We start from the raw sequence: 20,884 nt of genomic DNA, 5'->3' as shown, positions 1-20,884 counted from the left end.
CCGACCGCCTCGGGGTTCGCCGAGGCGACATCCGACGATGCCGAGGCGAGCGTGAATACGGGCCTCTCGGGGCAGTTCCAATCCCGAAGTCGGTATGGGTGTTCCCGGTTAGCTTTGGCCGGCCAGCATGCCTTCGATCAGCACCTGCACCCGCAAGGCTTCCTCCGGCGTCGCCAGTCGGTGCGGCTCGCCGCGCACGCATTTGTCCAACTCGCCGAGTTGGCGCTGCAGGGAGTCCCTGCGCGGGTCGGTTGGAAAGTCGTAGGCCGCGCTCCACTCGCCGCCGGTCGATTTCCAGAGCTGGTAGAACTCGGTAAACCGGAAGCCGGTCTTGCTGGCCTTGACGGTGACCTCCTGGCGGTCGGGCTGGGCGCCGCCGACCGAACCGAGCACGCTGACCGGGCGGCCGTCGGTGGTCTCCAACCGGGCCAGCACCTGGGTCTCGCATAGCGCCGGATCGGCCGGATAGCTGGGGTGGGCCCATCTGAGGGTCAGCGGGCCAAGGAACCGCTCCGACAGGAACGGGAAGTGCGAGATTACCTCGCGGGTATAGCCGCCTTCCGCCTTGAAGCGCAGCCAGTCGGCGTCGACCTGCCAGGCGCGCGGCCAGGCGGGGTAGGTGACGACGATGTCGATGCCCAGCACGTCGCCGGCCTCGCCGCCATCGATGGCGCTGCGCAGCACCTCGAAGCCGCGAGACGACGCCTGCGTGAAGTTCACCGCCGCCGGCGTTCCGGCCGCCGCGAGGCGCTGCACGAGGTCCCGGCTCTCGGGAATGTCAACACCGAGCGGCTTCTCCAGGAACACCGCCTTGCCGGCGCCGGCGGCCGCCAGCGCATATGCCTTGCGAGGTACCGGCGGGCAGGCGAGGTACAGCACGTCAGCGGCGGCTATGGCCGCTTCCGCGCTGTCGACGACCGGGACGCCCGGCGCCACCGCGCGGGCCTTGTCGCACGAGCCGGCCGACGGATCCCACAGTGCCACCGGCTCGAACGCCGGATGCACCAGCAGGTTTTCCAGCAGCCGGCGGCCCATGATGCCGAGGCCGATGATCGCGGTCTTGTGGGTCATGTGCGGTGTTTCCTCAGTAGCCGAGCGCGCAGCCGTCCTTGCGGGGGTCGGAGCCGGCGACCAGGCAGCCATTGGCCCGGTCGATCCAGACCGCCTGGCTGCCGCCCAGCGGCTTGCCCATGTGCTCCAGGATATGGCCCTTGGCCTCAAGCGCCGCGTAGATCTCCGGCGCGAAGGTGTTCTCGACCTGCAGCTTGCCGCCGAGCGCAAAGCTGCGTGGCGCGTCCATCGATTCCTGCACGTCCATGCCGAGGTCGAGGATGTTGCTGAGGAAGCCGGTGTGTCCGGTCGACTGATACTGGCCGCCCATCACACCGAACGGCGCCACGGCCTTGCCGTCCTTTACCACCATGCCGGGGATGATGGTGTGCATCGGCCGCTTGTTGGGGGCGATGGCGTTGGCGTGGCCTTCCTGCAGGCAGAATGAGCGGCCGCGATTCTGCAGCATGACGCCGGACTCCGGAGCCATGATCGCGCTACCGAACCCGGAGAACAGCGAGTTGATGAAGCTGATGGCCGTGCCGTCGGCGTCGACGCAGGACAAGTAGATGGTGTCCTTGTGGACCGGGAAGTCGCTTGGCCGGAACGCCCCGGCGCGCTGGGGGTCGATCATCGCGCGCAGGCCCTTGGCGTGCTCCTCCGACAGCAGCCAGTCGACGGGTACATCGACTTGCCGCGGATCGGAGACGTAGCGGTCGCGCTGGGCATAGGCGAGCTTGGTGGCCTCGGCCAGCAGGTGGATGCGCTGAACATCGGACAGCCCGGCGATGTCGTAGCCGGACAGGATGTTCATGATCATAAGGGCACAGATGCCCTGGCCGTTCGGCGGGCACTCATAGACGTCGTGGCCACGGAAGGTGGTCTTGATCGGATCGACCCACTCGGCCTCGGCCTTGGCGAAGTCTTCCAGGGTGTGCAGTCCGCCGAGCGAGCGCAGTTCCTTGACGATGTCGTCGGCCACCGGGCCGGTGTAGAAGCCGTCACGGCCCTTCTCGGCGATCCGCCGGAAAGTGGCGCCCAGCCTGGGGTTGCTGTGGCGGGTGCCGATCGCCGGCGCCTTGCCGTTCACCAGCATGAACTCGCGGCTGACCGCGTGCTGCTGCAGCCGGGGGGTGTCGTCGATCCAGTCGGCCCCGACCCGCGACGCCACCGGGAAGCCTTCCTCGGCAAAACGGATCGCCGGCGCCAGCAACTCGGCAAAACCCTTCTTGCCGAAGCGTTCCAGGAGAACCGTCCAGGCGGCGATGGCGCCCGGGACGGTGACCGCGTGGGGGTCGGCGGTCATCCCGATTTCCTTGATGCCGCGCTCCAGGTACCAGCCGAGCTCGGCGGCCGCCGGCGCGCGACCGGAACCGTTCAGCGCCACAATGTCGCCCGAGCCCTTCGGCGCAATCAGCGCGAAGCAGTCGCCGCCGATGCCGGTCATCGCCGGTTCGACCACGCACAGAACCGCGCAGGCGGCGACGGCGGCATCGACAGCGGTGCCGCCGGATTTCAGCACGTCGATCCCGGCCTGGGTCGCCAATGGGTGCGACGTGGCGATGGCGGCGTTCGGGGCATAGACCGGCGAGCGGCCGGGGCGGTGCAGATCGCGCATGGAGTCGGTTCCTCCGAGGGGTGTCGAATGGGTGATAGCTCCCCCGGTGACGCCCGGCAAGGCGGGCGATGCGACGGCACCCGTTCCGGATCGGCAGCCCGCGCGTGGACGATCGGCGATCGGCCTGGGTATAGTCCGCCCGTGTTGAAAGAGCATTTCACAGGAGGCACGTATTATGGCGCTCGACCCCGAGACCCTGAACCAGTTGCTCGACAGCGTGCGCCGGTACGTCGACGAACGCCTGATTCCGCTCGAAGAACAGGTATCCCGGGACGACGCCATACCCGATGCCGTACCCGCGGAGATGGCCGAGATGGGGTTGTACGGCGTGTCCATCCCTGAAGCCTATGGCGGGCTCGGCCTGTCGATGGTCGAAGAGGCGCGGCTGATGATGGAACTCGGCCGTACCTCGCCGGCGTTCCGCTCGCTGATCGGCACCAATGTCGGGATTGGCAGCCAGGGTATCGTCATCGACGGCACTGAGGAGCAGAAGAAAAGCTACCTGCCGCGACTGGCGAGCGGGGAGTTGGTCGGTTCGTTCTGCCTGACCGAGCCGGAAGCCGGATCGGATGCCGCGTCGATCCGAACTTCAGCCCGCAAGGACGGCAATGGCTGGATCCTGAACGGCACCAAGCGGTTCATCACCAACTCGCGGCGCGCGGGAGTGCTGACCGTGATGGCGCGCAGTGACACGGACGCCCCCGGCTCTTCAGGCATTTCAGCTTTCCTGGTCGACGCCAGGACGCCCGGCATTTCCTACGGCCAGCCCTACCGTAAGATGGGACAGCAAGGCACGCACGTGGCCGACGTCATTTTCGAGGACGTCCGGGTGCCGGCGGACGCGGTCATCGGCGGTGTGGAGGGTCGGGGCTTCAAGACCGCGATGAAGGTGCTCGACCGCGGTCGCATCCATCTGTCGGCGGTGTGCGTCGGGATCGCGCAGCGCCTGATCGAGGAGTCGCTGCGCTACGCAACCGAGCGGCAGCAGTTCGGCTCGCGCCTCGCCGATTTCCAACTGGTTCAGGCGATGCTGGCCGACAGCCAGACCGAGATGTACGCCGCCCGGTCGATGACGCTGGACGCGGCGGCACTCTATACCGCCGAGGGCAAGGCGCCGATGGAGGCCGCCTGTTGCAAGTACTACGCCTCCGAGATGGTCGGCCGGGTCGCCGACCGGGCGGTGCAGATCCATGGCGGTGCCGGATATATGGCTGATTACGCGGTCGAACGGTTCTACCGCGACGTCCGGCTGTTCCGGATCTATGAAGGCACGTCGCAGATCCAGCAGATCGTCATCGCCCGCAACATGGTCAAAGCCTGGACGGACGCGCACTGACGGGTGTGGCTGACCTGCAACGTCTTGCGCTCCGGTTGTGTATCCGGGCAACACCGGCGGGAAACGCCGTGCGTCTGCCGGTGCGCGCCGAAAAGAGCATATTTGCCGTTCCAAGCGATGCAGCACACGACGGGTGGTATCTTTTACCCGGTATCCCGGGTTCGAGAACCGATGCCCGCGGGACCGCAGGTTCACGCAAGGCGGCGCATCGGCGTTGCAGATTGGCTACGCGTCAGCCGGCTGCGCCGGTCATTTAGCACTCGACGCCGGCGGGCCGGTTGAGGCATGAGGTGCGGCGCATCGGAGCGTCACGCGGAAGGAACTGGAATGAGCAAAACGGTCGAAGAAGTCCTGGGCCACCACATGTCCTGCCTTGCCAGCAGCAACGTCGAGGGCCTTCTGGAAGACTACACCGATCAGTCGATCCTGTTCTCACCGGACGGTGTGTTCGAAGGCCGCGAGCAGATCCGCACGTTCCTGAACGGTCTGGTCACGATGATGCTGCCTGCAGGAACCTCGTTCACCAGCATCCGGCAGGACAAGCGCGGCGAGACCGTGTTCCTGATGTGGCAGGCCGAATCCAGCACCATGAAGTTCCATCTCGGTACCGATACCCTGGTCATCCGGGACGGCAAGATCGTCACGCACACCTTTGCGGCTGCGGTGCAGGCGAAGGAATAGAGGCTGGCGGAGGCGCGCTCAGCGCGCCACCCCCTCCGCCGGCCGGCCGAAGCGCACCAACAGCAGGCCGAGTGCCGCAATCACGGCACCAGCAGCAACGCCCTCCCAGTGCCCGATGCCGAGGTCGTCGCTGCCCGGGAACGCAAACAACAGGCCGCCGACGAACACCATCAAGCGGGACGCCCGTCCAAACATGCCGGTCCCCATGCGACCGATGCCGACCAGATACCCTTGGGTCGCGCCGGCAATCAGGGCGACGCCGACCACGGCACTGGACAGCACCACCAGGATATCGCCCGGCGTCCCCTGCAGGATGAGCGCAGGCTCCATCACGAAGAAGAACGGAATGAAGTAGATGATGGAGCCGAGGCGCATCGCGGTGAAGCCCGTGCGCATGGGGTCCGAGCCGGAGATGGTCGCCGCCGCAAAGGCGCCGAGCGCCACCGGCGGGGTGATGTAGGACAGCATTCCCCAGTACAGGATGAACAGGTGCACCGCCATCGGGTCGAGCCCCGAGGTGACCAGCGACGGCGCCAGCACGATCGCCAGGAATACGTATGCGGCTGTCACCGTCATGCCCATGCCCAGCACGAAGCTGGTCGCCGCCCCCATCAGCAGCAAGCCGTAGACTGAGCCGCCGGCCAGCAGGATCAGGTCGGTTGCCAGCGAGCCGGTCAAACCGGTGGCGGACAAGGCACCGACGATCAGGCCGATCGCGCCGAGGATCGCCACCAGTTCAGCCAGGATCTTGGCCGTTTCGTAGAGGAAATGCTTGATGTCGGCGAACGTCAGCCGCTTGCCGAACACCTGGTTGGTCGCAAGCAGCACGACCGTCGCATAGAACGGGGCAATCGCTTCCTGCTTCAGGTAGAGCAGCATCCACACTAGCAGGACCAGCGAGAAGATGTAGTGCCAGCCTGCCTTCAGGACGTCGAGGAGGCGCGGCAGTTCCTCGCGTGGCAGGCCCTTCAGACCGTTGTGCGCGGCGTAGGCGTCGATCTGCATGAACAGACCGAGATAGTACATCACCGACGGGATGATCGCGGCGACCGCGATGTCCACGTAGGGCACTTCAAGGAACGAAGCCATCACGAAGGCGGTGGCGCCCATCACCGGGGGCATCAGCACCCCGCCGGTCGACGCGCAGGCTTCGACCGCGGCGGCGGTGTCCTTGCTGAACCCTGTGCGACGCATCGCCGGGATGGTTAGCGTGCCGGTGGTCAGCACGTTGGTGATCACCGATCCGCTCATCGAGCCAAGCAGCCCGCTGGAGAAGATTGCGACCTTGGCGCCGCCGCCTCGGACATGGCCGAGCATGGCGAAGGCAAGGTCGATGAAGAACCGTCCGGCTCCGGTGTGCTGCAGGGCTATGCCGAAGATCACGAAGCCGATCACCAGCTTGCCGAACGCCCGCATCGGGATGCCGAACACCGCCTCGGCGGAGAACGCATAGTACTGGCCGATTTCCCACATCGGCTGCTGCGCGCCTTGCAGGGGGCCGGGCATGTACTCGGCGACCGGCGGGTAGAACGAGAAGATCAGGACGATGATGGTGAGCGCCAGCCCGGCGGTGCGCCGCACCGCCTCGATCATCAGCGCCCAGAGCACGAAGCTGGAGAGCCGCGCGTGAGTCGGCGCGAAGTACTCCCAGCCGCCCTCGACCGCCGGAACGGCGTTCCAGGCGAGGTAGCAGCCGAGCACGAACGCGACACCGAACAAAACGATATCGTAGATCGGCGGACTTGGCAGTTCCTTGTCGGCCGGCCGCATCGGGAAGACCAGAAAGACCACCGGCAGCAGGAACGCCACCAGCAGGTCGAGGTAGCTGAGATCAAGAATCACCCAGCCGATCGACGAACCGAGATTGAACAACTGGTAGACCGACAACCCGATCGCGATCACGACCATTGCCAGTACGACAGCGCGCCAGGGGCGCGGCAGAACGCGGTGGCGGAGAATTTCCGCCACCGCTGCCACGACCTGGGGATTCTGAACGGGCGCGTTCATGCCCGGCCTCCCGGTTGTCGTCGGTTTCTGTGGTTTATTCGATGACCGGGACCATGCCGGCGGCCTTCAGTGCCGCGACACGGGTCTTGCCCCACTTCTCGACGAACGCTTCTTCATCGGACGGGGCGTCCTTGTTGAAAGCGGCCCAGGCGTCCTGCAGAACCTTCTGGCGGGCGACCAGCCCGTCATTGTGCTTCTGATGGGCATCGGTCCAGCTGCCGATCTCCTTCAGGTACTTGATGGCGCCGTCGTGGTACGGGACGGCCCATTCGAACACCTGATTCTGCAGCGCCCAGCCGGCTGCACCCGGTGCGCCGTCCTTGTACGCGTCGAAGCTTTCGATCAGGGCCTTGGTGATGTTGTACACGAGGTCATCGGTCGTGTCGGTGCGGACCGTCAGGATCGGGTAGGGATACGCGGTTCCCTCGATCGGCTGGTCCTTGGACACGTTGGTCCCGGCAACGATGGTGTGCTTGGCCATGTATGGCGCGACTGCCGACAGGCGCTTCCAGCCCTCGGTGTCAGAGTGCGGCAGCGGCGGCCACAGCAGGCCACGCGGGGTCGCGGCGACCGCCTTGGTCGCGCCGGAGTTGGTGATCGCGAAGGCGGCATCGACCTGGTTGTTGGTCATGCCTTCCCAGGACGCACCGAAGCCGGCGAACTCGACCTTCTCGACGTCGTCCCAGGTCAGCCCGGCAAACGCCAGGAACGCGGTGACGTTGTGGTTCAGCGACGGTGCGGCCTTGACCCACGCAACGCGCTTGCCCTTGAGGTCCTTGAATTCCTTGATGCCGACATCGTTGGCAACACCCACCATCAGGCCGGCCCCGCCGGTCGAGGACAGCACGATGCGGATGTCCTGAGGACCCCAGTCCGGCTTGTCGAAGCCGAACACGCCTTCCTGCGCGAAGTAGGTGCCGACACCGTTCGCAACCGCTTCGACCTTGCCGCCTTGCAGTGGCCGCAGGCGCGACACGTCGTTCTTGCCCGGCAGGACCCGCAGGTTGACGTCGTACTTTTCCTTCAGCGCCTTGCCCATGGCAACGGCGTGGGCATGTCCAGCCGATCCGGTGTCATAGGCGGTCCAGGCCATCGTGCTGGGTAGTTTGACGTCTGCAGCACCCGCGGTTCCGGCGACCATCAGCAGTGCGGCCGCCCCTGTCAGCGCGCCGCTTAGGCGCGCGCCCATCGTCATGTTCATGGCGTTCCTCCTCGTCGATCTACGGGTTGGCCCCGCTTAATGAAGGGGCGAGTATGGTCGGCGGTTGTCGGGTGGACAAGCCGGGCGTCATCAAAAAATTCCAATATCGACAATATGTTTTCCGTATATCGGAATACATTGAACTTCGTCGGCTCGACGCTCGACCGGAATGCGTGCCAGACTCCGACTTCGAAAAGGTTTCGTCCGGGAGGACCAGATGTCCGTCATCAACGACAAGACCGTCATCACCTGCGCCCTGACCGGCGGATTTGACAACGCCCACATGAATCCGGCGATCCCGGTGACGCCGGAGCAGATCGCCACGTCGGCGCTGGAGGCCGAACGCGCGGGCGCGGCGGTCGCGCACATCCACGTTCGCGACCCGAAGACCACCAAGGCATCAATGGACCCGGCGCTGTACCGCGAGGTGGTGCAGCGGATCCGCGATGCCGGCTCGTCGCTGATCCTGAACCTGACCACCGGTGCTGGTGGCCGCTACGTTCCGGGAGACAATGACCCGCTGTCGCCTGGCGCCGGGTCGACCCTGACCACCCCGGCGGTGCGGGTTCAGCATGTCGACGAGCTGCGGCCGGAGGTCTGTACCCTCGACATCGCCACCATGAATTTCGGCGAGCACGTATTCATGAATACGCCGGGCCACCTGCGGGAGATGGCGACCCGGATCCGCGATGCCGGGGTGAAGCCGGAACTGGAGGTCTTCGAAGCCGGCCACGCCCGGTTGGCCACCAAGATGGTCGAAGACGGGCTGATCGACGGCACGCCGATGTTCCAGCTGTGTCTGGGCATTCCGTGGGGGGCGCCGGCGACGGCCCAGACCATGGCCTACATGGCCAGCCTGCTGCCGCCGGGTGCGGTATGGTCGGGCTTCGGCATCAGCCGCATGCAGTTTCCGATGGCGGCGCAGGCGGTGATCCTGGGCGGCCACGTTCGGGTCGGGCTGGAGGACAACCTTTACCTGGACCGCGGCGTGCTGGCGCCGTCCAACGCGGCACTGGTTGAGCGCGCGGTGACCATTGTGGAATCGCTGGGCTCGAAGGTGGCGACACCGGACGAGGCCCGCGCGATCTTCAGGGTCGGTAAGGCGGCGTGACGCCCCGTTCATCGAAACGGACTTCTCCCCGATTGCAGCGCAAGCCACGGGCATGCTCGGGCGCGGGTGCCTGAGCGATGCGATGGTCGGCTTCACCCGCGGCGATCGTCGCCGTGGCCGCTGTGTTCTGGGGCTTGTGGTGGTTGCCGCTGCGATCGCTCGACGGCCTCGGCCTCGATCCGGCTGTCATCAACCTCTGGCTCTATGCCGTGGCGGCCGTCCTGCTGCTGCCCGTCCTGTGGGCGCGACGCGGGCGCCTGATCGACGGCGGGCTGCCGCTTTGCCTGGCGGCTGTTCTGTTCGGTCTTGCCATCGTTGCCTGGAACGGTGCGCTGCAGACCGGTCAGGTTGTCCGGGTCACCCTGCTGTTCTACCTGGCGCCGATCTGGGGAACCATCCTGGGGCGTGTCGTGCTGGGCGAACCGGTCGGCGGTCGGCGGCTGCTGGCGATCGCGCTGGGGCTTGGCGGCGCGCTGGTTCTGCTGGCCGAGGCCTGGCCGTCGGTGCCGCGCGCCCTGGGCGACTGGCTGGGCCTGGGGGCCGGTCTGGTGTTCGCCGGCTCGGCGACGGCGGCGCGCTACGGCCGGGTCGACGGTCGGGCGCTGACCGCATCGGCGTTCCTGGCAGCGGCGATCGTGGCCGGCTTGGTTGCTGTGGTGTGGGCGGAGTCGATTGCGATCCCGTCGGGCCGCGCGTTCGGATGGATCGTTGTGGTCTCGCTGTTGTGGTTGGTCCCGGTGACCTGGGCGTTGCTGTGGGGCGCCGGCCGGCTTGATCCCGGCCGTCTGGCGTTGCTGATGCTCTTGGAGGTGGTGGCAGCCGCGGTGTCCGCTGCCCTGCTGACCGATGAGCCGTTCGGCTTGCGGGAAGCGGCAGGCTGCGCTCTGATCCTCGCCGCCGGAGCCCTGGAGGCGACCGGGCAGAACACCGCCACTCGGAGGACCGCACGATGAAAGCATGGCAGATCACCTCGGACGGGATCGACGCCCTGCAACTGGCCGACCGCGAAGTCGCGGCTCCGGGTGCCGGCGAGGTCCGGGTGCGGATCGAGGCGAGCGCGATCAACTACCGCGACCTGATGACGGTCAAGCATGCGGCTGCGCGTGGCATCCCGCTGCCGCGCATCCCGAACTCCGACGGCGCCGGCACGGTGACCGCAGTCGGCGCCGGCGTCTCCACTGTTTCGGTGGGAGACCGTGTGGCGTCCTGCTTCTTCCAGGATTGGATCGACGGCGCCTGTTCGCCCGAAGCAATGGCCAGCGCACTTGGCGGGGCGCTGGACGGCGTGCTGGCGGAGGAGGTGGTGCTGAAAGCGTCCGGCGTGGTTCCGGTACCGGCGCACCTGTCGACCCTGGAGGCGGCGACCTTGCCATGCGCGGCACTGACCGCCTGGAATGCGCTGGTCGAGGTCGGGCGCCTGAAGGCCGGCGATACCGTGCTGCTGCTCGGCACCGGCGGAGTCTCGATCTTCGCCCTGCAGTTCGCAACCGCCATGGGCGCGCGGGTGATCCTGACGTCCTCCAGCGATGAGAAACTGGCCCGCGCCAAGGCGATGGGTGCGGCGGAGACCGTCAACTACAGGGCGACGCCGGAGTGGCAGAAGGCGGTGCTGGACCTGACCGGCGGTCGCGGCGTCGACGTCACGGTGGAGGTTGGCGGCCCCGGGACCCTGGCCCGGTCGGTGGATGCCACCCGGGTCGCGGGTCGGATCGCGCTGATCGGCGTGCTGACCGGCGGGACCATCGATCCGACCGCGATCATGCGCAAATCGATGACCGTGCAGGGCGTGTATGTCGGATCGCGCCGGATGTTCCTGGAGATGAACAAGGCGCTGTCCGTGCATGCCATCAAGCCGGTAGTCGACCACACAGTGCCGTTCGCGGAGGCCAAGGCCGCCTACCAGGCGATGGAGGCGGCCGGCCATTTCGGGAAGATCGTCATCGCCGGGTGATGGCGGGCTTCGGGTATCTGACGCCCGGCTGCTCTGCACCGTGACCAAGAACGTCGACGCCTGATTGCGAGCCGACACTGGCGAACCTTCAAGCACTCATCCAGTGAAGCGGCGCTTCACGGAATTGACCGCCGGGTGCCTGCGTGGCACCGTCCGGCGCAACGCAGCGCGCCCGACGGTGCGACGAGCAATGACCCATGAGTGGAGGATGCCATGGCCGAAGCTTTCGTGTGCGACGCGGTCCGCACGCCGATCGGGCGATACGGCGGCGCGCTGGCGCAGGTCCGCGCCGACGACCTTGGCGCCCACCCGATGAAGGCGCTGATGGCGCGCAACACCGGCGTCGATTGGGAAGCGGTCGACGAAGTGTACTACGGCTGCGTCAACCAGGCGGGCGAGGACAACCGCAACGTGGCGCGCATGGCGCTGCTGCTGGCGGGTCTGCCGTCGAACATCCCCGGCTGCACGGTCAACCGGCTGTGCGCGTCCGGCCTGGAGGCGGTGAACGACGCCGCCCGCATGATCAAGACCGGGGAAGGCAACCTCGCGATAGCCGGCGGGGTCGAGCACATGACCCGGGCCCCGTTCGTCATGCCGAAGGGCGGCACCGCCTTCGCCCGCACCGCCGAGATCTACGACACCACCATCGGCTGGCGCTTCGTGAACCCGGAGATGGAGAAGCGCTACGGCACCGACTCCATGCCGGAGACCGGCGAGAATGTGGCCGAGCAGTTCCAGGTCCGGCGCGAGGACCAGGATGCCTTCGCCTACCGCAGCCAGCAGAAGTGCAAGGTGGCGGTCGAGCGCGGCCGGCTGGCCCGCGAGATCGTGGCGGTGGAGATTCCCGGTCGCAAAGGACAGATGACGGTTGTCGACGCCGACGAGCACCCGCGCCCGGAGACGACGATGGAGGCGCTCGCCAAGCTGGGCACCCCGTTCCGCAAGGAAGGCGGGTCGGTCACCGCGGGCAACGCCAGCGGCGTGAACGACGGGGCGGCGGCCATGATCGTGGCCAGCGAGGCGGCGGCCAAGCAGCACGGCCTGACCCCGCGGGCCCGCATCGTCGCGGCGGCGGCGGCCGGTGTGGCGCCGCGGATCATGGGCATTGGTCCGGCCCCGGCGTCGCAGAAGGCGCTGGCAATCGCCGGCCTGTCGATCGACCAGATGGACGTGATCGAACTGAACGAAGCGTTCGCCGCCCAGGTGCTGGCCAGCCTTCGTGAGCTTGGCGTGGCCGACGACGATCCCCGGGTCAACCCGAACGGCGGCGCCATCGCGCTTGGTCATCCGCTCGGCGCCAGCGGCGCGCGGCTGGTGCTGACGGCGGCGGAAACCCTGCATGAGACCGGTGGGCGCTACGCGCTGTGCACCATGTGCATCGGCGTCGGCCAGGGCATGGCGATGGTGATCGAGCGGGTCTGACCGCGTGGCGTGAGCTGAACATGGCCAAGCGTGCGCCACATTGTTCGGGACCTGGCTGAAGGCCTCCGGCGCGACCTTCCGCCACGACATCGTCAAGGGGCCGGGCGGATCGCAGGTCCCGATTGAAGACCCATCCGGCAACGCCGTCGAGCTGTTCCAGCCTCGCGGCCGCTAAAGGGCTGGACCTCGAAAGACTGGGAGAACCACACCATGATCGATCCGAACGCCAGGGATCTCGTTGTCGGCGTCGTCGGCTGCGGCGCCATGGGCCAGGGGATCATCCAGGTAGCCCTGCAGGGCGGACTGCGGGTTGTCGCCTACGATGCTCGCGCGGGCGGGGCGGCGGCTGGTCGCGACGCGGTGCTGGCCCGGCTCGACCGGCTGGTCGAGAAGCAAACCCTGACCGCTGATACGGCGGCGGCGATGCGCGAGGCATTGTCGGTTACCGATGACATCGCGCAGTTGGCGCCGGCCGGCGTCGTGGTCGAGGCGGTGTTCGAGGACATCGACGTCAAGCGCGAGCTGTTCGACAAGCTGGAGGCGGTGGTCGCGGAGGATGCGATCCTGGCGTCGAACACCTCGTCGCTGCCGATCGGCTCGATCGCGCGGGGGTGCAGGCATCCGGGCCGGGTGGCGGGCCTGCACTTCTTCAACCCGGTGCCCCTGATGCGGCTGGTCGAGGTCATCAAGGGCCCGGCCACCGATCCGGCGGTCGTCGATGCGCTGGTAACGATCGGCACGCGGTTTGGCCGCACGCCGGTGGTGGTCAAGGATTCGCCGGGCTTCCTGGTGAACATGGGCGGGCGGGCGTTCACCACCGAGGGGCTGCACCTGCAGCACGAGGGTGTGGCGACCCCGGCCCAGGTCGACGCGGTGATGCGCGACTGCGGGCACTTCCGCATGGGGCCGTTCCAGCTGATGGACCTGACCGGGATCGACGTGAACTACCCGGTGTCGATGATCGTGTTCGAGCAGTTCCTGAACGACCCGCGCCTGCGCACCACGCCCCACCACCGCGCGCTGTTCGACGCCGGGCGGTTCGGCCGCAAGACCGGTCAGGGACACTACCGCTACGATGCCAAGGGTGTGGTGATCGACCCTCCCAGCGCCGATCACGCGACGGATGCAACGCCAGCCAGCGTGGTCCACGTCGCGACACCGAGCGACGAGGCGCTCGACGAGATGCTCGATCGTGGCGGGCTCCCAGGGCGCGCCGACGACGGCGCGATGCCGATCGTAGCGGCGCTGTACGGCGAGGACGCCAGCGGGTTCTCTGCGCGTACCGGCACTGACCCCGCGCGTCTCGTCGCCATCGACACCACCGGCGACACCTCCAAGCGCGTCACGCTGATGACCGCACCCGGCTCCGATCCGGCGCACCGCGACGCGGTGGCGGCGGCGTTCGCCCGCGCCGGAGTCGCGCCGACGGTGATCAACGACTCGCCCGGCTTCATCCTGCAGCGGATGCGCGCGATGATCGCCAACCTCGGCTGCGAGATGGCGCAGATCGGCCTCGCCACCCCGTCGGACATCGACCTCGCCATGAAGCTCGGCCTGAACTATCCGCTCGGGCCCCTGGAGATCGCCGAGGAGATGGGCGTGGCCCGCACCCACGCGATCGTTGCGGCGATCCACGACGTGACGCGGGATCCGCGCTATCGCCCGTCGCTGTGGCTGCGCCGCCGAGCACTGCTTGGGCTGCCGGTGCATCAGGTGGCATAGCGATCGTGGGTTCGGAGGTCGGCTCGATCACCGTTCCCCGCAAAGCCGCTCCCACATTTCCGCGCTTTGACGCTCTGCCGCCACCCGCCATGATCCGCGCGCTGCAGGGGGCGGCGGGAGGATCGAGCGATGGCGTTGTGGGTTTGGTTGTCGATCATGGCCGCGGCGGCGCAGACCGCGCGGACCGCTGGGCAGAAGCATCTGTCGGGATCGATGTCGTCGTGGTCGGCGACCTGGGTGCGGTTCGTCTTCGGGCTGCCGTTTGTGATCGGCTACCTGCTGGTGGCGACGTCGGGGCGGGCCGACGCGCTGCCGGTGCTGCACCCGACCTTCTTCATGTGGTGCGTGGGCACGGCGGCGGCGCAGATCATCGCGACCGTGCTGCTGGTCCATCTTTTCTCGCTGCGCAACTTTGCGGTCGGTACCTCCTACGCCCGTACCGAGGCGTTCCTGACCGCGCTCGTCGGGGCCAGCCTGTTCGGCGAGGCGATCGACGCGGCGGGGTGGATCGCGATCGTCATCAGCGTGGTCGGTGTGGTGCTGATCAGCCTGGCCAAGCAGGGCGTGTCGGGCATGGCGCTGATCCGCTCCGGCCTGAACAAGGCGGCCGGGATCGGCGTGCTGTCGGGCCTGTTCTTCGCCCTGGCCTCATTGTTCCTGCGGCGCGCCAGCCTGTCGCTGGGCGATCCGGATTTCCTGACCACCGCGTCCATGACTCTAGTCACGGTCGTGTCGATCCAGACGGTGCTGCTGGGTGGTTACATCCTGGCGACCCGCGCCAAGGAACTGCCGGCAATCGGCCGGGCCTGGAAGGCCTGCCTGTTCGTCGGCCTGACCAGCGCGATCGGCTCCGGCGGCTGGTTCACTGCGATGACGATCGAGCGCGCCGCCTACGTGAAGGCGATGGGCCAGATCGAGTTCGTGTTCGCGATCGCGGTGTCCACCCTGATCTTCCGAGAGCGCTCGACGGCACGCGAACTGATCGGCATGTCGCTGGTCGCGGCCGGCATCATCGTTCTGTTGTTGTATGCGCGCTGAGGGGGTTACGGCGGCGCCCGGGCGCCATTAGACTGTCGGCATGAGCGACCCGAACCCGACCGAAACCACCGCGTCCGACAGCCCCGGCCTCTGGCAGCGCCCCGTGTTCCGAGGGGCGATCAACGGCCTGGTGTTCACGATCATGCTGTGCGTCATCCAGGTGCTCGGATTCTTCCGGCCGGAGCGGCCGCTGGATGACGAGTCGATCGCGGCCAACATCCTGGCGGGCGTGGTGTTCGGTTTCGCCATGTACATACTCGAGTTGTGGCGCCGGACCCGTCGGACGAACGCCGCCGACGCGGCGCGTCAGACGGTTGAGCGCAAGTTGCGTGAACAGGACCCGGAGGACGGGGACGGCCGTCGATGACCGACAGCCGGTTGCCCAGCGTGCAGCCGCGCGGGCCCGGCCATCGCTTCGTGCTGTACGGCGACGCCTGTTCCGGGGTTCCCGGAGCCCTTCACGAGGATACCTTCGCTGCCGTCAACGCGGTGGTGGCGCGCCTCGACCCGCCGCCCGAGTTCATCGTGTTTCCCGGCGACGAGATCATCGGCCTGACCCGCGACGAGGCGGCTCTCCGCGCCCAGTGGCGGCACTGGTTCGAGGTCGAGATGGCGTGGCTCGACCGCGCCCGGATCCCGCTGTTCCACACCACCGCCAACCACACCACCTATGATCCGATGAGCGAGCGGGTGTTCGCCGACGTGATGGCGCACCTGCCGCGCAACGGCCCGCCCGGTCAGCAGGGGCTGAGCTATTGGGTGCGGCGCGGCGACCTGCTGATGGTGTTCGTCCACACCCTGTGGTCGGGGTTGGGTGGCGAAGGCCATGTCGAAACCGAGTGGCTGGAGGCCACGCTCGCCGCCAACGCCGACGCCCGGGTCAAGCTGGTGATAGGGCACCATCCGGTGTTCTCGGTGAACGGCTACCGCGGCGCCTACCAGCGGGACATCGGCCCGCCACACGCCGAGCCGTTCTGGGCGATCCTGGTCCGTCACGGCGTGCTCGCCTATCTGTGCAGCCACATCCTGGCGTTCGACGTGCAGGTCCATGACGGCGTGCTGCAGGTGACGACCGCCGGCGCCGGTACCGCCCACCGCATGCCGGAAGGGGTGGAGTACCTGCACTGCCTGACCGCCGCGATTGATGCCGAGGGCATGCGGTACCGGGTTCTGGATACCGATGGACGAATTCGCGAGGCGCTGTCCTGGCCACTCGTACTCCCGCCGAGCACGCAGTGGCGCGAACTGGTAACCGGGGAACAGCCGGCGCTGGACGCGCTACCGATCGCGGCCGGCTTGGTTCCAGCCTCCGTCCGGGCGTGGCGGGTTTCCGGGGTCGCGGCCGGGACTGGCGCGGCGGCCCGCCAGACCTGGCTGAGCGCGTATTCACACAGTCCGGCGACGGCGCCGCTGTGGATCGGGCTGAGTGGCCCCGATCAGCGACTGACGGTCAGCATCGGCGTCAACCCGAGCCCCGGCCGCAGCCCGCACTATTGGTTCGGGCCGTCGCTGGCGCCGGGTGAGGCGTTCGACCTGCAGTTTGCGCTTCACGGCGGAATGGGGCCGGGTGGGGTGCTGGTTCGATCAGGCGACGATGCGCCGTGGTCGTCCCTGGATGGAGCTTCGGCGAACGGGCCGGAGGCACTGGCCGCGCTGCCGAACTGGACGATCGGCCATGGTGACGGCGGCCCCGACGATCGACCGTTCCTCGGGCGCGACCTGCGGGTACGTACCGTCCACGCCGAGCAGCCGGAAGTCTAGCAACCGACTGTCAGGCGGCCCGCAACTCGCGAAACGCTGCCAGCGCACGGTCGCGCGCCGCGCGATGATCGACAACCGGCAGCGGGTAGTCGTGCCCAAGGCGAACGCCGGCGTCGCCGAGATCGACCAGACGGGCATCCGACGGCGCGTGGATCAGGGAGTCCGGTAGCCGTGACAGTTCCGGCACCCATCGGCGCACATAGGTTCCCTGGGGGTCGAACTTGGTTCCCTGCAGCGTGGGATTGAAAACCCGGAAGAATGGTGCCGCGTCGGCCCCACATCCTGCCACCCATTGCCAGCTTGCGGAATTGTTGGCCAAGTCGGCATCGACCAACGTATCCCAGAACCACCGCGCCCCCAGCTGCCAGGGCAGCAGCAGGTCTTTCACGAGGAACGACGCGACGATCATCCGCACGCGGTTGTGCATCCACCCGGTGGCCCAGAGTTCCCGCATTCCGGCGTCGACAATCGGGTACCCGGTCATGCCGTTGCGCCACACAGCCAACGCCTCCGGGTCGTCGGCCCATTGGAACTCGGTGAACTCCGAGCGCAGCGGCTCGGTGGGCAGGTTCGGAAAATGGAACAACAGGTGGTGCGAGAACTCGCGCCAGGCGATCTCCGCGAGGAACTGATCGGTCGCCGCCTCATTGTGATGAAACGACGCCGCGTGCCAGATCTGGCGCGGCCCGATCTCACCGAAATGCAGATGGGGTGACAGCCGCGACGTTCCGTTCGTGCCGGGAAAGTTGCGCCGGTTGGCATACTCCGATGCCGCTCCGTCCAGAAAGGCTTCCAGGCGCTGCAGCGCGGCATCCTCGCCCGCCTCCCACGCCGCGCGTAGGCCAAAGGCCCAGTCTGGCTTGGTTGGTGTCATCGCCCAACTGTCGAGGTTATCGCTCACCGGCGCGATCTCGGGCGCGGCGATCCGGGCGGGTGCCGCCAGCAGGTCCCCCGGGTCGCCCATTGCCCGCAGGGCCTTCCAGAAAGGCGTGAACACCCGGTATGGGCCACCAGCCTTCGAGGCGATCTCCCAAGGCTCGCGCAGCAGACTGGCGTTGAAGCTGCGCACCTCGATGCCGCGCAACGTCAAGGTTGCCTTGATGGCTTGGTCCCGTGCGGTGGCCCAGGGCTCATAGCGACGGTTCCAATAGACCGCATCCGCACCGGTCTCGACGACGAGGCGATCGAGCGCCTCTGCGGCGGCCCCGCGCCGCAGAACCAACCGGCCACCCCGCTGGCGCAGCGCTGCTTCGAGCCGTGTCAGGGACTGGTGCAGCCACCAGCGCGAAGCGCCGCCCGACGCCCATTCACCGGCGTCCTCGTCATCGAGGATGTATACCGCGACGACTGGGCGTCCGCGTCGGATCGCCTCCGTCAGCGCCGGATTGTCGGCTAGACGAAGGTCGCGCCGGAACCAGAGCAGGGTGGGGGCAGCATCGGGCATGGCTCACCGCGTTGGGTTCGTTCGGCGCTTGGTACGGCATCGAACCCAGAACGGATCACCCCGTGGACTTCAGGTCGGCGAGATCGGGAGGAGGGGCCATCAATCGCTCCGCCGGAACCCGCAGGATCCGGTCAGCGGCCAGAAGCAGGACTTCAAAGCGCCGGGTGAACAGGCACCGCAGATCCGGGCGCAGCACGTCGAGGCCGCCGGTGTAGGCACCGAATGCCGGCAGGATCAGCCGCCGGCCGTCGGTGGCGAAGCAGCGTCCCGACACGCCGCGCCCGCGCAAGCGAACCCGCGCCTTGGGATGGTAGTGGCCGGAGACCTCTCCGTGCGGGGTGTCGGTCTGTGCCTCGTGGCGAAACACCAGAGGGCCGTCGGTCAGTTCGGCCAGGACCCGGCCGCCCCAGTCGGCTGGCGGGTCGGGGTCGTGATTGCCGGCGATCCAGATCCAGTCGAGGCCGTCGGTCATCGCGCGCAGCCGGCTGCGATCATCCTCGCCGAGCCGGGCGCCGGCCCCGGAATCGTGGAAGCTGTCGCCCAGGCAGATCACCCGCTCCGGGCGATGACGGTCGAGTGTCGCTGCCAGCCGGACCAGGGTCGCCGTGCTGTCAAACGGCGGCAGGAGCACCCCGCGGCGCGCGAATCCGGAACCCTTTTCCAGATGCAGATCGGCGACCACCAAGGTCCGGCGTGCCGGCCACAGCAGCACACCAGCCGGGTCGGCGGCCAGTTCGGTACCGTTGAGCGCAAGGATGACAGTCTCGGTCATTGTTCGACCGTCAACCGCGTAGCTTTGAAAATCAACGGGTGTTTTGAGTGTGTCGGGTTTTGACGGATCCAAGACAAGTTGATATCAACATAAAACTGCAAATGCGCACCACTGCCTGAAGGGACCTTGAGATGAAGCTGTACTATTCCGACACGCTGAACCCACGGAAGGCCTGCGCGGTCGCGCGCCATCTGAACTCTCCGGTCGAGTTCGTATCCGTTTCGCTGTCCGATGGCGAGCACATGACGCCCGAATTCCGGGTGATGAATCCCAACGCCAAGGTTCCCGTGCTGGCGCATGACGGCGGGACGCTGTGGGAGTCGAACGCCATCATGGGGTTCCTCGCCCGGACCGCCGGGTCCGACCTTTGGCCGTCGGACGACAAGCTCGTCGAGATGCTCCGCTGGTTGTCCTGGGACCTGCAGCACTTCAGTCGCTACGCCGATACGCTGTATTTCGAATACGTCATCAAGCCGAAGTTCGACATAGGGCCGGTCGATCCCAAGAAAGTCGAGGAAGCGACCGGCTACGTCCGCAAGTACGGCGCGATCCTGAACGACCATCTGCGTGGCCGGAAGTTCGTGCTGGGCGACACCCTGACCATTACCGACTTTGCCATCGGCATCACGCTGCCCTATGCCGAGCAGGCGCACATTCCTCTGGGCGAGTTCCCGGAGGTGGCGCGCTGGCACGACCGTCTGAACGAACTGCCGGCGTGGCGGGAACCTTTCCCGGCCTGACGGCCGTCGCCCGGCCGACGAGCCAGAAGACGCTGGCGGTGGTCGGGGCCGTGTGGTCCGATATTGGGATGACACACGGTACCCCGCCCGCCGGCCCGCCGGCCGATCCGAACCTCGCCCCGCATCTCGACCGCGACTTCGTCGGCTACGGCCGCACGCCGCCGCACGCCGACTGGCCCGGCGGCGCCCGACTCGCGATCAACTTCGTGATCAACTACGAGGAGGGCTCGGAGTATTCGATCCCCGACGGCGACGGGTTCTCCGAGGCCAGCCTGACCGAATCGCCCGACTCGCCCAACGGTCCCGGCTCGCGCGATCTCGCGGCGGAGTCGATGTACGAGTACGGCACCCGCGTCGGGTTCTGGCGGCTGCACCGGATGTTCACCGAACGCGGCCTGCCGGTGACCGTCAACGCCTGCGCCCTGGCGCTGGAGCGAAACGACGAGGTGGCGGCCGCGATCCGCGAGACCGAGTGGGACATCTGCTGCCACGGCTGGCGCTGGGTCGAACACTGGACACTGAGCGAGGATGAGGAACGCGAGCACATCCGCCGCGCCGTCGCCTCGCTGGAGCGTACCACTGGCGCCCGTCCGCTCGGCTGGTACTGCCGTCACGGTCCCAGCGTCCACACTCGCCGGCTGGTGGTCGAGCATGGCGGGTTCCTGTACGACAGCGACAGCTACGCCGATGAGCTGCCGTACTGGACACGGGTCAACGAGCAGTCCCATCTGGTCGTGCCGTACTCGCTGGCGACCAACGATTCCAAGTTTTCGCGCAACCACTTCCCGACCGGCGATGACTACTTCAACCACGTGAAGGACGCCGTCGACCTGCTGTGGGAAGAGGGGGCGAAGACACCGCGCATGATGTCGTGCGGCCTGCATTTGCGCCTGATCGGCCACCCGTCGCGTGCTGCCGGTCTGGCCAAGCTGCTCGACTACGTGGCGGCCAAGGATGGAGTGTGGGTGACCCGGCGCCTGGACATCGCCCGACACTGGGCGGCGCGGCATCCGGCAGGGTGAACGAGCGG

Annotated in this window: 18 protein-coding genes; 12 read left to right on the top strand and 6 right to left on the bottom strand. The window is 67.4% G+C overall.

Features of this window, described 5'->3' with window-relative positions:
* Positions 1 to 108 precede the first annotated feature (108 nt).
* Positions 109 to 1,071, bottom strand: coding sequence for a Gfo/Idh/MocA family protein (locus tag RIC54_RS18955; RefSeq protein WP_350151316.1), 963 nt, complete (start codon positions 1,069 to 1,071; stop codon positions 109 to 111).
* A gap of 13 nt (positions 1,072 to 1,084) precedes the next feature.
* Positions 1,085 to 2,668, bottom strand: a complete 1,584-nt coding sequence (gene ggt / locus RIC54_RS18950; RefSeq protein WP_350096517.1) for a gamma-glutamyltransferase — start codon at positions 2,666 to 2,668, stop codon at positions 1,085 to 1,087.
* 175 nt (positions 2,669 to 2,843) lie between these two features.
* Here ggt and RIC54_RS18945 point away from each other — a divergent pair, with 175 nt between their 5' ends.
* The gene (locus RIC54_RS18945; RefSeq protein WP_350096515.1) at positions 2,844 to 4,004 is read left to right on the top strand and encodes an acyl-CoA dehydrogenase family protein; all 1,161 of its coding nucleotides are present in this window, start codon (positions 2,844 to 2,846) and stop codon (positions 4,002 to 4,004) included.
* A gap of 327 nt (positions 4,005 to 4,331) precedes the next feature.
* A complete protein-coding gene (locus RIC54_RS18940; protein ID WP_350096513.1) occupies positions 4,332 to 4,685 on the top strand; it encodes a nuclear transport factor 2 family protein in 354 nt (117 codons plus the stop codon).
* Between the two features lie 18 nt (positions 4,686 to 4,703).
* On the opposite strand, the gene RIC54_RS18935 is transcribed toward RIC54_RS18940, so the two are convergent.
* Positions 4,704 to 6,692 (bottom strand): TRAP transporter permease, encoded by a 1,989-nt coding sequence (locus RIC54_RS18935; RefSeq protein WP_350096511.1) that lies wholly within the window; start codon positions 6,690 to 6,692, stop codon positions 4,704 to 4,706.
* Between the two features lie 34 nt (positions 6,693 to 6,726).
* The gene (locus RIC54_RS18930) at positions 6,727 to 7,893 is read right to left on the bottom strand and encodes a TAXI family TRAP transporter solute-binding subunit (protein WP_350096509.1); all 1,167 of its coding nucleotides are present in this window, start codon (positions 7,891 to 7,893) and stop codon (positions 6,727 to 6,729) included.
* 217 nt (positions 7,894 to 8,110) lie between these two features.
* On the opposite strand from RIC54_RS18930, the gene RIC54_RS18925 reads away from it, so the two are divergent.
* From RIC54_RS18925 to RIC54_RS18890, 8 genes are all read left to right on the top strand, one after another.
* Positions 8,111 to 9,004: a beta-keto acid cleavage family enzyme gene (locus RIC54_RS18925; protein WP_350096507.1), complete on the top strand. Its 894-nt coding sequence runs from the start codon at positions 8,111 to 8,113 to the stop codon at positions 9,002 to 9,004.
* 113 nt (positions 9,005 to 9,117) lie between these two features.
* On the top strand, positions 9,118 to 9,957 hold the full coding sequence (locus RIC54_RS18920) for a DMT family transporter (RefSeq protein WP_350096505.1): 840 nt from the start codon (positions 9,118 to 9,120) through the stop codon (positions 9,955 to 9,957).
* Complete coding sequence (locus RIC54_RS18915) at positions 9,954 to 10,955, top strand: zinc-dependent alcohol dehydrogenase family protein (RefSeq protein ID WP_350096503.1); 1,002 nt, start codon at positions 9,954 to 9,956, stop codon at positions 10,953 to 10,955. The genes RIC54_RS18920 and RIC54_RS18915 overlap by 4 nt, the downstream gene beginning before the upstream one ends.
* Positions 10,956 to 11,168: 213 nt before the next feature.
* A complete protein-coding gene (gene pcaF, locus RIC54_RS18910) occupies positions 11,169 to 12,377 on the top strand; it encodes a 3-oxoadipyl-CoA thiolase (protein ID WP_350096501.1) in 1,209 nt (402 codons plus the stop codon).
* A 210-nt stretch (positions 12,378 to 12,587) separates the two neighbouring features.
* Positions 12,588 to 14,099 carry a 3-hydroxyacyl-CoA dehydrogenase gene (locus tag RIC54_RS18905; protein WP_350096499.1) on the top strand — a complete coding sequence of 504 codons (1,512 nt, stop codon included), beginning with the start codon at positions 12,588 to 12,590 and terminating at the stop codon, positions 14,097 to 14,099.
* A 129-nt stretch (positions 14,100 to 14,228) separates the two neighbouring features.
* The gene (locus RIC54_RS18900; RefSeq protein ID WP_350096497.1) at positions 14,229 to 15,137 is read left to right on the top strand and encodes a DMT family transporter; all 909 of its coding nucleotides are present in this window, start codon (positions 14,229 to 14,231) and stop codon (positions 15,135 to 15,137) included.
* A 40-nt stretch (positions 15,138 to 15,177) separates the two neighbouring features.
* On the top strand, positions 15,178 to 15,504 hold the full coding sequence (locus tag RIC54_RS18895; protein WP_350096495.1) for a hypothetical protein: 327 nt from the start codon (positions 15,178 to 15,180) through the stop codon (positions 15,502 to 15,504).
* Positions 15,501 to 16,898, top strand: coding sequence for a metallophosphoesterase family protein (locus tag RIC54_RS18890; RefSeq protein WP_350096493.1), 1,398 nt, complete (start codon positions 15,501 to 15,503; stop codon positions 16,896 to 16,898). Before RIC54_RS18895 ends, RIC54_RS18890 begins: the two co-directional genes overlap by 4 nt.
* 10 nt (positions 16,899 to 16,908) lie before the next feature.
* Here the strand turns inward: RIC54_RS18890 and RIC54_RS18885 are convergent, their stop codons facing one another.
* Both RIC54_RS18885 and pdeM read right to left on the bottom strand, forming a co-directional pair.
* Positions 16,909 to 18,342 carry a cryptochrome/photolyase family protein gene (locus RIC54_RS18885; protein ID WP_350096491.1) on the bottom strand — a complete coding sequence of 478 codons (1,434 nt, stop codon included), beginning with the start codon at positions 18,340 to 18,342 and terminating at the stop codon, positions 16,909 to 16,911.
* 55 nt (positions 18,343 to 18,397) lie between these two features.
* Positions 18,398 to 19,114: a ligase-associated DNA damage response endonuclease PdeM gene (gene pdeM, locus RIC54_RS18880; RefSeq protein ID WP_350096489.1), complete on the bottom strand. Its 717-nt coding sequence runs from the start codon at positions 19,112 to 19,114 to the stop codon at positions 18,398 to 18,400.
* 131 nt (positions 19,115 to 19,245) lie between these two features.
* Here pdeM and RIC54_RS18875 point away from each other — a divergent pair, with 131 nt between their 5' ends.
* Complete coding sequence (locus RIC54_RS18875; protein WP_350096487.1) at positions 19,246 to 19,854, top strand: glutathione S-transferase family protein; 609 nt, start codon at positions 19,246 to 19,248, stop codon at positions 19,852 to 19,854.
* 68 nt (positions 19,855 to 19,922) lie between these two features.
* Positions 19,923 to 20,876: an allantoinase PuuE gene (locus RIC54_RS18870; protein ID WP_350096485.1), complete on the top strand. Its 954-nt coding sequence runs from the start codon at positions 19,923 to 19,925 to the stop codon at positions 20,874 to 20,876.
* Positions 20,877 to 20,884 lie beyond the last annotated feature (8 nt).

Origin of the sequence: Thalassobaculum sp. (assembly GCF_040219215.1) — a bacterium.
Taxonomy (GTDB): domain Bacteria; phylum Pseudomonadota; class Alphaproteobacteria; order Thalassobaculales; family Thalassobaculaceae; genus Thalassobaculum_A.
The sequence above is the reverse complement of the archived record's forward strand: the minus strand, read 5'-3'. Positions and strand labels throughout refer to the sequence as shown.